Source organism: Enterococcus sp. BWT-B8, assembly GCF_020567625.1.
GTDB lineage: Bacteria > Bacillota > Bacilli > Lactobacillales > Enterococcaceae > Enterococcus_L.
On the sequence record NZ_JAJDJV010000011.1, the window covers coordinates 1 to 13,309 of the forward strand.

Below are 13,309 nucleotides of genomic sequence, written 5' to 3' on the forward strand. Positions count from 1 at the left end.
CTTACTTTGTTCAGTTTTCAAAGGTCTACTTTGTCGCCTTGCAGCAACTTTTATATCTTATCAAATCGAGAAGCGCTTGTCAACTCTTTTAATAAAATTTTGAAAAGTTTTTTCTGCCTGCAACTTGTTGTTCTTGTTCCATAACAACTTCCTTAGTTTACCAACTTCTTTGTTATTTGTCAACAACTTTTTTGTTGGTATTTTAAGTTTTAGAAGCATTTTTTTTTAAATGCTTTGTTATCTTATCATGAAGAAACAACGTTCGTCAAGATAAAAACTAAAACTTTTTTCTGATATAATTTAGAACAATCAGAACATGTATTAATATATCAATTCTTCTATTAAAATGCAACTATTAATTTGCTTTTTTATGAGCTTTTTTTTGATAGCGAACGAATCGTTTGTTAAGAGTTTCAGCATTCGTTTTTTCTCTTACATTTTTCAATTTTTGTCTGATATTATTCGCTATGAAGCAGCAAATGGCGGTTACTTATATTCTAACAATTTCTGATCATTCATTTCTCTTTCCCTACTCTGCGTAATACTTATTAGGCTGCATGGAGTTTAAAAACGAAAAAGATCTGGAACAGCCGATTACTCAGCCTTGTTCCAGATCTTTTTTAGTTACATCTTTAACGATTGGAAGATAGATACGAAAAATGGTCCCCTGATGAAGTACACTTTCAGCATCAATACGTCCTTTGTAACTTTCCACTAATTGTTTTGCAATGGAAAGTCCTAATCCATTACCACCTTTATTTCTTGCCCTGGCTTTATCCACACGATAAAAACGATCAAATATCCTATTCAGTTCTTCCGGGCTGATCCCTTCACCAAAATCCTGTATGGCAATTTCAAATTCTCCAAATGTACGGGAAATAGAAAGATGAACTTCTTTTCTGTCTGTAGAATATTTTACTGCATTATCCAGTATGATTATCAGCAGCTGCTCAAAATGATTTCGATAAATCCCCAAGACAAGCTCATTTGAAAGATCATCATCTAAAGTCATTTGGAAATCGGGATAAAGAATTTTAAAATTATTGAATACCTGATAAACCACTTCTTTGGCATTGGATGTATGATTAGCATACAGAGTATCCACCTGTTCCACTCTGGACAGATCCAGCATTTCCTGCACAAGGCTCTTCATGCGAACAATTTCCTGAAGACTTGCATTGAGGGATTCATCAAGAATCTCAGGGTCCTCTTTCCCCCAGCGGTTCAGCATATTCAAATGTCCTTCAATAATCGCTACAGGCGTTCTCAGTTCATGAGAAACATCTTCCACAAACTGCTCCTGCTGTTCAATGTATCTGCGGATTCTATCCAGCATCTCATTAAAGATTCCTGCCAGATCTGCCAGTTCATCTTTTGAATTAATCGCAGGAACTTGAGCATCCGACTGAGGATTCTTTCTGACAATTTCCATTGTATCTCTTAACAGCTTCAACGGTTTCAAGAAATAAGAAGAAAGAAGAAATCCTAAAACACTACTCAAGATAAGAGAGACTGCTTCTAAAACAATTAGAGTAAACAGCAGCCGATTCTTTATCTCATAAAAAGAGGAAAGCTCATAGAATGCCTGAACATAACCGACATTTTCCCGTGCACTTTTGGATTGCACTGGTTGAATCATTAAAAAGCCGGTTTCATCTCCAATGGTCGTGATTTGCGCCTCCTGCTTTTCCTCACTTATCAACTCAGCATTTTTCGACTGTGTTTCAAAAAGCAAAACTCCATCTGTATTATAGATAGAAAGAAGAAGCGAAGGTGTTCCCAGTTCAGCAATCACACTATCCATTTCCAGAATGGAACCAACAGCTGTCCTTTGACTGTAGCCACTGGTTTGTTCAGCTGGTGTTGGAGTTTTAAGTGCCTCAAAAACCTTAGTAACCGTTAACTCATCATCAACATTGGACAAACGATTGGTAACCTCGACTACAATGCGTTCGACATTTTCCCGCTCTTTTTCTACAAATAACTTTACAGATGTTTTGTAAGTAATCACAGCAAATATCGTAAAAACGAAAAATATAAAGAAAGAACTTGCAAGGGCCCACTTCACAGTGAGAGAGGGTCCCTGCAGTTCTTTTTTTACAATATCTCTAAATCTTGTTCGTTTCACGAGCGCATCACATAACCTGTTCCCCGAACGGTTTGAATATAACTTTCTTCCCCGGGAACATCAATTTTGTTGCGCAGATAGCGGATATAAACATCAACAACGTTTGTTTCAACTTCAGTTTCATATCCCCATACTTTATTCAAAAGAACATCCCTTGCCAACACTACATTCACATTTTCCATTAATGTAAGCAGCAATTCATATTCTCTTTTTGTTAGTTCAATCATTTCCGAGTTGCGTCGAACCACACGATTTTCTTTTTCGATTGTTAAATCACGATAAGTAATCGTTGTTTGTTTGGCAATATTTTTATCGCCTTCAATATCAATTCGTCGAAGCAATGCGCGTAAACGTGCCAGCAGCTCTTCGATGGCGAAAGGTTTCACGATATAGTCATCTGCTCCATGATCCAATCCAGAAACACGATCAATTACTGAATCCCGCGCAGTCATCATAATAATAGGAGTATTTTTTACTTGGCGCACACGACGACAAACTTCAAGACCATTTAATTCAGGCAACATCAAATCTAATAAAATGGCATCCCATTCATTGTTCAAAGCAGCCTCTAATCCTGTCCGTCCATTATAATGAACTTCAGTTCTATAACCTTCGTGTTTCAATTCGAGCTCAACAAAACGCGCTAAGTTTTTTTCATCTTCAATAATTAGAATATTGCTCATTGATTCATCATCCTTTCTCCTATCGTAGTCTTTTTCAACTTTCCCATTATACCGACTTTCCTTTTAAAAAGCCAGTAAAATTTGATTCTTGCTGTTCTGAGAAAGACTGTCTGTTTCAACTGAAACAGAGAGCTGCGGCTTATTATTAATAAATTGAACAGTTCAACACTAGTTGCAGTGTATAAAATTGCCATCTATTTTCTCAGCTTACTCTTCATGGTACCAGCTGTAGTGATAAATGCCTTCTTTATCTGTTCTTTCATAAGTGTGCGCTCCAAAGTAATCACGTTGAGCCTGAATTAAATTTGCAGGCAAGCGTTCTGAACGATACGAATCGTAATAAGCAATAGCAGATGAGAATGTTGGTACAGGCACACCGGCCTGAACAGCAATTGCAACTACGTCACGGACTGCCTGTTGATATTTTTGGGTAATTTCCACAAAGTAATCATCCAGCAGCAGATTTTCAATATCAGGATTTTTATCATAAGCATCTGTAATCTTTTGCAGGAACTGCGCACGAATAATACACCCTGCTCTCCAGATTTTTGCAATCTCGCCAAATGGAAGATCCCAATCATATTCTTTTGAAGCAACACGCAGCTGTGCAAATCCTTGAGCGTAACTCATGATTTTGCTGAAGTACAGCGCTTCGCGAATCTTTTCAACTAATTCTTTTTTATTTCCTTGATAATTGTAAGTATCCGGCTTAGCCAATATACCAGATGCTTTCACACGTTCTTCTTTATAGGCAGAAATAAAACGGGCAAAAACAGATTCTGTAATCAATGGCAGCGGAACTCCCAGATCCAATGAGCTTTGGCTTGTCCATTTACCAGTACCTTTATTCCCTGCAGCATCAAGAATGACATCAACAATCGGTTTTCCAGTTCCTTCGTCATCTTTACGAGTTAAAATATCTGCAGTAATCTCAATCAGATAACTGTCAAGCTCACCTTTATTCCATTCCTTGAATGTTTCAGCCATTTCATCAACAGAAAGACCAAGAATATTTTGCATTAAATCATACGATTCAGCAATGAGCTGCATATCGCCATACTCAATCCCGTTATGAACCATTTTTACATAATGTCCGGCTCCGTTTGGTCCAATGTAAGTCACACAAGGTTCGCCATCCTCAGCTTTTGCAGAGATTTTTTCTAAAACAGGAGCAACCAGTTCGTAAGCCTCTTTTTGTCCGCCAGGCATGATTGAAGGTCCTTTCAATGCGCCTTCTTCTCCGCCTGAAACACCTGTCCCGATAAAATTAATGCCGGAATTCGCAAGCTCTTCATTTCTTCGAATTGTATCTTTGAAAAATGTATTTCCGCCATCAATCAGGATATCTCCTTTGTCTAAATGCGGCAGCAGTTCTTGAATAGTCGCATCTGTTGCAAAGCCAGCCTTGACCATCAACATAATACGTCGAGGTTTTTCAATCGAATCAACAAACTCTTCAATTGTATAGGTTGCTTTAAACTTCTTATCCGGGTGCTCTTCAACAACTTCTGTTGTTTTTGAACCTGTTCGGTTAAACAACGAAACTGAATATCCTCTGCTTTCAATATTTAAGGCCAGATTTTTTCCCATAACGGCCATTCCTACTACTCCAAATTGTTGTTTTGTCATCATACATCCTCCCAATTACTAAAAGACCTTGAAACTTCTTAAGAATCTATTTCATTATAGCTTAGTTTACCCTTAATGGAAACAAAATCGTTTGATTTTCATAGGTTCTTTCGCATTTTCTATTTCCTTTTCCTGAGAATAAATTGGCTGCCGGCTTCTATTTTGACTGACACGCGGCAAAACAAAAAATCCCCTAGGCTCCATGGTTAGCCTGAGGGATTTTAACATTTTCAAAAAAATGTTTTATGCTTCTTTTGACATTACATCTTTACCATCGTAATGACCACATGCTGGACATACGTGATGGCTCTTTCTCATTTCTCCACAGTTTGAACATGCATTCAAACCTTTGATTGTCAATTTGTAATGTGTACGGCGCTTTGCCTTCTTAGCTTTAGAAGTTCTTCTAGCTGGTACTGCCATTGTTGTTCCACCTCCTTGTAAAAATCTGTGCATAAAGTATACACAATATATTCCAATCTTAACCGAACACTTTATTCCGAGTCATCATTTAACAACTCAGAAAGTTTGGCAAGACGAGGATCAATTGTTTCTGCTGCTTCGCTTTCACGCTGATGAATATAGTCTTCTTCAGAAATTACTTTCCAGTCGCTTCCTTTGGGCATCTCATTGCTGTTCTTCTCTTCTTCAGTTAAAATCTGAATCGGAATTGCCAGTAAGATATTGTCTTCAATTGATTCAAGCAAGTCGATTGTCGGCTTTTCCAGAACAATTATTTCTTCCTCTGGAACTGTTTCATCTCGATCAGCAAATTGTTCTTCTGTCATAAATATTTCCTGAACATCAAGTTCAAGAGCAAAATCGACTGGTTCAAGTGAACGGGAAGAGGGAAGAGTAAGTATGACAGAAAGCTTGTAATATAATAAGTAATCTGTCTTTTCTGCAACAATAGCGCCGGTTACTTCAACTGGACCGACATTCAATAGTTGTTTCTCTCTCTCCATCAATGATTTTTTTATATCAAAGGTTTCTGAAAATTCGTTTGGTTCTTTGTTATATTTATTAAGTTCTAATAAAGACCATTTCATTAATTATCACCTCTAAGCAACAAAAGCAATTATACAGGGGTATAAAGGGTTTGTCAATGAAATTTTCTTGACAGCTTTCGGTATCTTCAATTATTTTTTCTTTCTGCATTGAGAATTATTTAATGCTACACTATAGAAGAAGGAGGTTATTTATATGTCAATAGTAAGACTTGAAAAAGTAGGATTCACTCGGGATAAAAAAAGACTTTTAAATGACATCAGCTGGTCTATCCAAAAAGATCAGCATTGGGCCATTTTAGGACTAAACGGAGCCGGTAAAACACTGCTGCTCCAGATTATTTGCGGCTATCTCTGGCCTTCTGACGGAACAGTTGAAGTTCTAGGTCAGACGTTTGGTAAAAGCTCAATCCCAGACTTGCAAAGACGAATCGGCTGGATCAGCACAGCGTTGCAATATCGAATTAGAGGGAATGAAACAGCAGAAAAAATTGTTTTATCTGGAAAATTTGCAAGTATTGGCATTTATCAAAAGTATACAGACAGTGAGCTGAATAGAGCCAAAGGTATATTGGCACAGGTAGGCGGAGAACACTTAATTGGTAAGAAGTATGATGTGTTATCTCAGGGAGAACGTCAGCTCATTCTGATTGCACGGGGGTTAATGACGGAGCCTGAGCTGCTTATTCTTGATGAGCCCTGTAATGGCCTGGATTTATTTGCAAGAGAAAAACTGCTGAAACAGATTGAAGGAATCGCTCAAAGTACAGTGAGCCCGACAATCGTTTATGTTACCCATCATACAGAGGAGATTTTACCCTGTTTTGAAAATCTGCTGCTTTTAAAAGATGGACAAATTACAGCCAAAGGTCAAAGAGAAAATTTATTTACTGAAGAAATTCTGACCAATTTTTATTCTGAATCAATCCAGCTGCTGCCGTTGAAGAAAGATCGATTTGCTGTATATCCAAAATAAATAACTAAAAAGTCTTTCTAGTTGAGGCTGTGACAAACATTCATGAGTGTTTGTCACAGTCCCATTTTTCCTTTAAGCAGGAGGAATATTCTACTGATTTATTTTGCAAAATTTTTTTACTGATAAGCAGCGGCAATCCAGAAGTTTCAAAAACTTTTTCCATATCAGCTGCCAATCTCTTTTCGCTTACTATCGTCAGTCACTCTCTCTTTTCGCCACTCCATTCAAACCTCTTATTCATAAAGGACAACCAAAAAAAGAACAGAAGCGAATCTGCCTCTGTTCTCAATTATTCTCGTTAGATTGCTGTTGTAGCTCCACGATAAACGATTCCGCGTCTCGGATCAACAGTGATCAATTCATCCGCAACAACAAGATTTGTCGCATCCGCTGCTCCAACAATTACAGGAATATCTTTAGCAATTGCCACAACTGCGGCATGAGAAGTCAAACCGCCTTCCTCAACAATCAGTGCAATAGCTTTATCAATAGCCGGCATATAATCTTTATCTGTTGTTTTCACAACGAGAATAGAGCCGTCTTTCATTTTAGCATGTGCTTCTTCTGCAGTTTTAGCAACAACAGCTTTAGCAATAACTGAATTTTCTCCGATTCCTTGTCCTTGAACAAGCTTTGATCCAATCATTTGAATTTTCATCAGATTTGTTGTTCCTTTTTCACCTACCGGAACACCAGCAGTAATAATGATCAAATCACCTTCACTTGCAAAGCCGTTTTCCTGAGAAATTTCAGCAGCAAGGTTGAACATTTCATCAGTACTTGACGGTCTTTCAGCAACTGTTGCGTAAACCCCCCATGAAAGAGATAGGCTGCGGGCTTTTTGTTCAGAGAATGTAATTGCAACAATATGCGCTCTTGGGCGATATTTAGAAATCATGCGGGCTGTATGACCAGACTCAGTGGCAGCTACAATTGTTTGAATACCCAAGTTGCGGGCTGTATGTCCAACTGACTGACCAATTGCTTCTGTCATATCTGTTTTGCTGTATAGCTTCAATGCAAATGCATCCTGATCAACCAACGCTTCTTCTGTACGGACAGCAATACGTGACATTGTCTGAACAGCTTCCAAAGGATAATCTCCGGCAGCAGTTTCGCCTGAAAGCATTACTGCATCTGTTCCGTCATAAATTGCATTAGCCACGTCATTTGCTTCTGCACGAGTAGGACGAGGGTTACGCTGCATAGAATCAAGCATTTGAGTTGCTGTGATAACTGGTTTACCCAAAGCGTTACACTTTTTAATTAAGTCTTTTTGTGCAACTGGTACATCTTCTGTTGGAATCTCAACCCCCAGATCACCACGAGCTACCATTAAACCATCAGAAACTTTCAGGATTTCATCAATATTGTCGATTCCTTCCTGATTTTCAATTTTAGGGATGATTTGAATGTGTGTTGCATTTTCTTCTTCAAGAATTTTAGTGATTTCCATTACGTCAGTTGCACGGCGAACAAAGCTTGCTGCAATAAAATCAACCCCTTGTTCGATCCCAAAGCGAATATCCGCAGCATCTTTTTCAGTAATTCCGGGAAGATTAACAGCCACACCAGGGACGTTAACCCCTTTTTTATTTTTCAGAACACCTTCATTTTTAACCACAGTCACGATTTCATCTGCAGCACGATCAATGTCTGTTACTTCCAAATCAATCAACCCATCATCTAACAGGATGTGTGAACCAATCTGTACATCGTTAATTAATTCCGGATAAGTAATAGAGAATTTTTCGCTTGTTCCCAAAACTTCTTTTGAAGAAATACGTGTAATATCACCAATTTTGAGCGTAATTGCACCATTTTCCATATCGTTCGTACGAATTTCAGGGCCTTTTGTATCTAACAAAATGGCCACTCTTTTTCCGGTAATTTTCATAGCCTCATGAATGTTTTTAATCCGGTTGCCGTGTTCTTCGAAATCTCCATGCGAGAAATTCAAACGACAGACATTCATTCCTGCATTCATTAGGTCTACCAGCATTTCAACAGATTCACTTGCTGGTCCAATCGTACATACGATTTTAGTTTTTTTCATTTACTAAACGCTCCTATTCGATTTTTTTATACAAAAGCTTAACAGCCTATATACAGTATTCCACCTTAATTAAAAGGAAATTTCTTTATTTAAATCATAAAGAGACAAATCAGGTTTATGTTTGTTATTTTCCAGAGTATCCACGATATCAGCTGCTACGACTTTATTGTCAATCATACCAACACACAGACCGCCTTTACCTTCTTTCAACAATTCAACAGCATAACCGCCAAATTTACTTGCAAGAACACGATCACGCGCGCTTGGAGATCCCCCACGGACAACGTGACCTAAAATAGAGACACGTGTATGGAAATCGCCGAATGCTGAAAGTTTTTCAGCAAACTCATTTCCGCCCATAACACCTTCTGCAAGAATGATCAGGCAATGTTTTTTTCCGCGGTCGCGGCCGTCTCTGATACGCTGAGCCACTACGTTTAAATCAAAATCATGTTCAGGAATGATAATTTCATCTGCACCACCGGCTACACCAGACCAAAGCGCAATATCTCCGGCATCTCTGCCCATCACTTCAATAATGAATGTACGTACATGAGAAGTCGCTGTATCACGGATGCGGTCAATTGATTCCAGAACAGTGTTGATTGCAGTATCAAATCCGATTGTAAAATCTGTCCCCGGAATGTCATTGTCAATTGTTCCTGGAACTCCGATTGCCGGATAGCCCCGTTTTGTAAGAGCCATGGCACCATGATAAGAACCGTCTCCGCCAATCACAACAAGACCTTCAATACCGAATTTTTTCAATTGTTCAATCCCTTTCAACTGACCTTCTTCGGTAGCAAACTCAGGATAGCGTGCAGAATAAAGGAATGTTCCGCCACGCTGAATTTTATCGCCTACATCTGAAATATCCAGACGACGAATATCTCCGGCAACCAATCCTGCAAATCCGTAATTGATTCCGTATACTTCAATCCCATCGTATATTCCTTTTCGCACTACTGCACGAATCGCAGCGTTCATTCCCGGAGCGTCTCCTCCGCTGGTTAAAATACCGATACGTTTCATTCGTTTTTTCACCTCATAATAAATTTATACTTTTGATAAACTAATCTTGTTTCATCTTTATTTATGCAAAAATACCACGTCATTCATTTTACCATTAATAGTGGAAAATGTCTTGACAAAGCGTTAAAAAATTCGGAAAAAATGAAAACAATTAGCGTTTTTGCTGAAAGTCATTTGAAAACGACATTCGTTTCTCCCAGAAGCGCTTTAAATTGCTGTTGAACCTCTGTATTTTCTGTAATCCAGTAGTTATTATCCAAAACAATTTTCTTTTTCTGGTCTGCATAAAATAAAACAACGGGTATGCTCCCAGGGTAATGCTGAATAATTCTTCTGATCTCCTGAAGTGTCTTTTGAGCACCTTCCGATTCCTCAATTTTCAGATAACAGGTTTTTTCGCTGATCCCCTTTTCGATTGGAGCTGCTTCGGTAATTTCATTTACCAAAACCTGAAGTTCCTGATTATACGTACTTTTTTCCACTTTTCCCTCAACATAGTATACCTGATTTAGGTGAACAGTCTGTCTCAACGAACGGAAGACGGTTGGAAACAGCGTAAGAGAAATCGATCCGGTGCTGTCATCACCCTCAACAAAAGCCATCTGCTCGCCTTTTTTAGTTCGTATGGTACGTACATTTTTTACATAAACCAGTATACGAACTGTTTGTTTTTCGACAACATCGCTGATCGGGATAATTTGCTTAAGCTTAGCCAACTTTGTAAATTCTTCGGTTGGGTGCCCGGAAAGATAGACCCCTAAGTATTGCTCTTCCTGAGCCAATTTATCCTCAAGTGAATAATCCTGAACCTCTTCTTCCTTCAACTCCAGTGTTTCAAATAAGTCTGAACTGCCTCCGCTGTATAGAATGTTCTGAATCTTGCTTTCCAGCTGCATATCCAACTGTCTGCGGTTTGGAGAAAGTTCATCAAATGCACCGATGGCAATAAGTGGTTCAATCGTTTCTTTTTTTCTCCATTTAGATGAGATACGGAACAGAAACTGATCAAAGCTCTGATAATGTCCGTTCTCTTTCCGCTCGGCCAGGATATCCTGAATAAAATCTCTGCGAATTCCTTTCAGAGAGCTGAATCCAAACGTAATTTCATTCGCATCTTTGAGCAGAAAGCTATAGTGACTGTGATTAATAGATGGCGGAATGATCTTAATTTCATTTTTCTTTGCTTCACTGATATATTCTTTAATTTTGTTTGGATTGTGACGAACAGAATGGAGCAGGGCAGCATAAAAGGCGGCTGGATAATGAACTTTTAAATAGGCCATTTGAAAGCCGATAAAGGAGTAGGCAAATGCATGGGATCTGTTGAATCCGTAGTTTGCGAAACGTTCGATATAATCGTAAATCATATTGGCTGTTTCTTCTGTATAACCCTGTGCCAATCCCCCCTGAACAAAATGGCGGCGTTCCTGATCCAGTATCTCTTTTTTCTTTTTGCTGATGGCTCTTCTGAGAATATCTGCCTGACCCAGACTAAAACCGGCCATTTTTGCTGCAACCTGCATAATCTGCTCCTGATAAACAATGACACCATACGTATTTTCTAAAATAGGCTGTAGAGAAGCATCCGGGTAGTCTATCGGCTCAAGCCCCTTTTTTCGCCTGATAAACAGATCAATATTTTGCATGGGGCCCGGGCGATACAATGCATTCACCGCAGCAATGTCTTCAATACTTGTTGGTCCCAGCTTTCGCAAAACATTTCGAATTCCAGCTGACTCAAATTGGAAAACCCCACTGGTCTCCCCTCTTTGAAACAGTTCTAACGACTTTTCGTCATCCAAAGGGATTTCGCTGAGCTTCAGCTCTTCTTTGTATACTCTTTTAACAGACTTTAACGTATCATCTATAATCGATAGATTTCTCAATCCCAGAAAATCCATCTTCAGCAAACCGATCTTCTCAACATCATTCATTGTGAACTGAGTTAAAAGAATATCATTGGTCCCTGTCTGAAGCGGCACCAGTTCCAGTAAATTTTGATCGGTAATCACCACTCCAGCCGCATGTGTGGACACATGTCGCGGAAGTCCTTCCAGCCGGACAGCTGTATCAAACAGCAGGCGGTTTGTATCAGAGCTTTCTACCAGTTCCACCAATTTTTTAGATTCCTGATAAGCCTGCTTCAAAGTAATTTTAAGTGTATTCGGCACTGCCTGCGACCAGCGATTTGATTCACTTTGTGATAAACCGAACACTCTAGCGGCATCTCTTAAAACCATCTTGGCCGCCATTGTACCAAATGTAGCGATTTGGGCCATATGAAAATGTCCATATTTTTTTTGTACATAAGCTAAAACCTGTTCCCGACGATTATCAGGAATATCCAAGTCAATATCAGGCATGGAGTATCGTTCCGGGTTTAGAAAACGTTCAAACAGCAGATTATACTGAATAGGATCAACATCTGTAATAGATAAGACATACGAAACAAGTGACCCCGCAGCGGAACCCCTTCCGGCTCCGGTGACAATTTTCTGCTGATGGGCAAAAGCCATCACGTCCCAGACAATCAGAAAATAGTCATCAAAGCCCATGTTATGAATGATCGTCAATTCTTTTTCCAGTCGTTCCTGATAGACTTCAGCAGCCTCCGGGACTCTATCTGGCAAACGCTCAAAACACAATTTTCTAAGATATTCTCCTGCTGACAACTCATCAGGTACTGGATAATGCGGTAGCAGCTTCTGATGCAAAGGAAGCTCAAACTGACAGCCTTCAGCAACTCGAACAGCATTGTCTACAGCTTCTGCACCCAGAAGCTCATTTAAGCGAATTTGCGTTTCTCCAGGCTTTCTCAGATAATAAGGTCCATCAATCTCTGTTTCCCTCAAATCAAGCTGCATAGCTGTGCCCGCTTCAATATGTTCCAGTACCCGCAGTGCAAAACCGTCTTCCCGGATTAGATATCTGGTTTCCTGAAGTGCAAGCAGAGAGTATTTTTGTTTTTTTATATAGTCGAATAACGGTGCATCTGTTGATGGATTGCACATAAAAGAAGCCCCGATAAAGAAAGAATCTTTGTCGGCCTTCCTTAAAAGTTCGGACATTTCCTTCTCAGTCTCTTCACTGCTTCGCCCAGGCAGATCATTAATAATTCCTTTGTCTGCAGGCATAATAACAAATAAATGACTTAAAAATTTGGAAAACTCTTCTACCTTCAGCTGACCGTTCTTCGTCATCCTAAGGCTGGAAATCTGCATCAAATTTTGATAGCCTGTGTGATCTTTTGCATAAAAAATCAGCTGTTTCGTCTGATCTGTTGTCTCGGGAGTATAGTCCAGTGTCATTCCTATAATCGGCTGAATCCCTTCCGACTGACAGGCTTCATAAAATTCAACTGCACCATGTAAAACATTTATATCAGCAATACCCAGTTGTTCATAGCCAAACTGTTTTGCCTTCTTAACGAATTCTGCTATTCTGATTGTACTGGAAAGTAATGAGTATGAAGTAATGGTGTATAATTGCGGAAACATAAGAACCCCTCCTTTAAAGCTGGATTTCCCTATCTCTGCTCAATTCTTTACAATAAAAAAAATTGTGCTAAACTATAGCTAGAAAAGAGGTGCTATCCATGCGTTACATCATTATATTATTTTGGTCCTTCTTGTTGGGACAAATCGTGGGATATATTGGCGGTGCCTTGAATAACGGCAGTTACGACTTTATGTGGACAACCATCATATCGCTTATCGCCGGTGTACTTATCATTTCGATCGGACATTTTGCTCTGCCTGAAGAAAAGAGTTCTCAAGCATAACGGCAACAGCAAAAACC

The 13,309-nt window shown here is 39.2% G+C and carries 10 protein-coding genes; 2 read left to right on the forward strand and 8 right to left on the reverse strand.

Features of this window, described 5'->3' with window-relative positions:
* Positions 1 to 598: 598 nt before the first annotated feature.
* The 5 genes from LI951_RS10835 to LI951_RS10855 all read right to left on the reverse strand — a co-directional run bounded on the left by LI951_RS10835 (position 599) and on the right by LI951_RS10855 (position 5,489).
* Positions 599 to 2,128 (reverse strand): sensor histidine kinase, encoded by a 1,530-nt coding sequence (locus tag LI951_RS10835; protein ID WP_229442165.1) that lies wholly within the window; start codon positions 2,126 to 2,128, stop codon positions 599 to 601.
* Positions 2,125 to 2,811, reverse strand: a complete 687-nt coding sequence (locus tag LI951_RS10840; protein ID WP_202067322.1) for a response regulator transcription factor — start codon at positions 2,809 to 2,811, stop codon at positions 2,125 to 2,127. The genes LI951_RS10835 and LI951_RS10840 overlap by 4 nt, the downstream gene beginning before the upstream one ends.
* 207 nt (positions 2,812 to 3,018) lie before the next feature.
* Positions 3,019 to 4,440 carry an NADP-dependent phosphogluconate dehydrogenase gene (gndA, locus tag LI951_RS10845; protein WP_229442167.1) on the reverse strand — a complete coding sequence of 474 codons (1,422 nt, stop codon included), beginning with the start codon at positions 4,438 to 4,440 and terminating at the stop codon, positions 3,019 to 3,021.
* 243 nt (positions 4,441 to 4,683) lie between these two features.
* Positions 4,684 to 4,863, reverse strand: coding sequence for a 50S ribosomal protein L32 (gene rpmF / locus LI951_RS10850; RefSeq protein WP_202059633.1), 180 nt, complete (start codon positions 4,861 to 4,863; stop codon positions 4,684 to 4,686).
* A gap of 71 nt (positions 4,864 to 4,934) precedes the next feature.
* Entirely contained in the window at positions 4,935 to 5,489 is a 555-nt protein-coding gene (locus LI951_RS10855) for a YceD family protein (protein WP_229442168.1), read from the reverse strand.
* Between the two features lie 154 nt (positions 5,490 to 5,643).
* Between LI951_RS10855 and LI951_RS10860 the strand changes: the two genes are divergently transcribed.
* Complete coding sequence (locus LI951_RS10860) at positions 5,644 to 6,423, forward strand: ABC transporter ATP-binding protein (protein WP_202067325.1); 780 nt, start codon at positions 5,644 to 5,646, stop codon at positions 6,421 to 6,423.
* 298 nt (positions 6,424 to 6,721) lie between these two features.
* On the opposite strand, the gene pyk is transcribed toward LI951_RS10860, so the two are convergent.
* From pyk to dnaE, 3 genes are all read right to left on the reverse strand, one after another.
* On the reverse strand, positions 6,722 to 8,479 hold the full coding sequence (pyk, locus tag LI951_RS10865; protein ID WP_202067326.1) for a pyruvate kinase: 1,758 nt from the start codon (positions 8,477 to 8,479) through the stop codon (positions 6,722 to 6,724).
* A 69-nt stretch (positions 8,480 to 8,548) separates the two neighbouring features.
* Positions 8,549 to 9,511 (reverse strand): 6-phosphofructokinase, encoded by a 963-nt coding sequence (pfkA, locus tag LI951_RS10870; RefSeq protein WP_202067327.1) that lies wholly within the window; start codon positions 9,509 to 9,511, stop codon positions 8,549 to 8,551.
* A 170-nt stretch (positions 9,512 to 9,681) separates the two neighbouring features.
* Positions 9,682 to 13,008 (reverse strand): DNA polymerase III subunit alpha, encoded by a 3,327-nt coding sequence (gene dnaE, locus LI951_RS10875; RefSeq protein WP_229442169.1) that lies wholly within the window; start codon positions 13,006 to 13,008, stop codon positions 9,682 to 9,684.
* Between the two features lie 98 nt (positions 13,009 to 13,106).
* On the opposite strand from dnaE, the gene LI951_RS10880 reads away from it, so the two are divergent.
* Complete coding sequence (locus LI951_RS10880; RefSeq protein ID WP_202067329.1) at positions 13,107 to 13,292, forward strand: YjzD family protein; 186 nt, start codon at positions 13,107 to 13,109, stop codon at positions 13,290 to 13,292.
* Positions 13,293 to 13,309 lie beyond the last annotated feature (17 nt).

Bases quoted from the DNA above. Each gene is read 5' to 3' on its own strand.
- LI951_RS10840 (WP_202067322.1), bottom strand. From the start codon at position 2,811: ATGAGCAATATTCTAATTATTGAAGATGAAAAAAACTTAGCGCGTTTT.
- gndA (WP_229442167.1), bottom strand. From the start codon at position 4,440: ATGACAAAACAACAATTTGGAGTAGTAGGAATGGCCGTTATGGGAAAA.
- rpmF (WP_202059633.1), bottom strand. From the start codon at position 4,863: ATGGCAGTACCAGCTAGAAGAACTTCTAAAGCTAAGAAGGCAAAGCGC.
- LI951_RS10855 (WP_229442168.1), bottom strand. From the start codon at position 5,489: ATGAAATGGTCTTTATTAGAACTTAATAAATATAACAAAGAACCAAAC.
- LI951_RS10860 (WP_202067325.1), top strand. From the start codon at position 5,644: ATGTCAATAGTAAGACTTGAAAAAGTAGGATTCACTCGGGATAAAAAA.
- pyk (WP_202067326.1), bottom strand. From the start codon at position 8,479: ATGAAAAAAACTAAAATCGTATGTACGATTGGACCAGCAAGTGAATCT.
- pfkA (WP_202067327.1), bottom strand. From the start codon at position 9,511: ATGAAACGTATCGGTATTTTAACCAGCGGAGGAGACGCTCCGGGAATG.
- dnaE (WP_229442169.1), bottom strand. From the start codon at position 13,008: ATGTTTCCGCAATTATACACCATTACTTCATACTCATTACTTTCCAGT.
- LI951_RS10880 (WP_202067329.1), top strand. From the start codon at position 13,107: ATGCGTTACATCATTATATTATTTTGGTCCTTCTTGTTGGGACAAATC.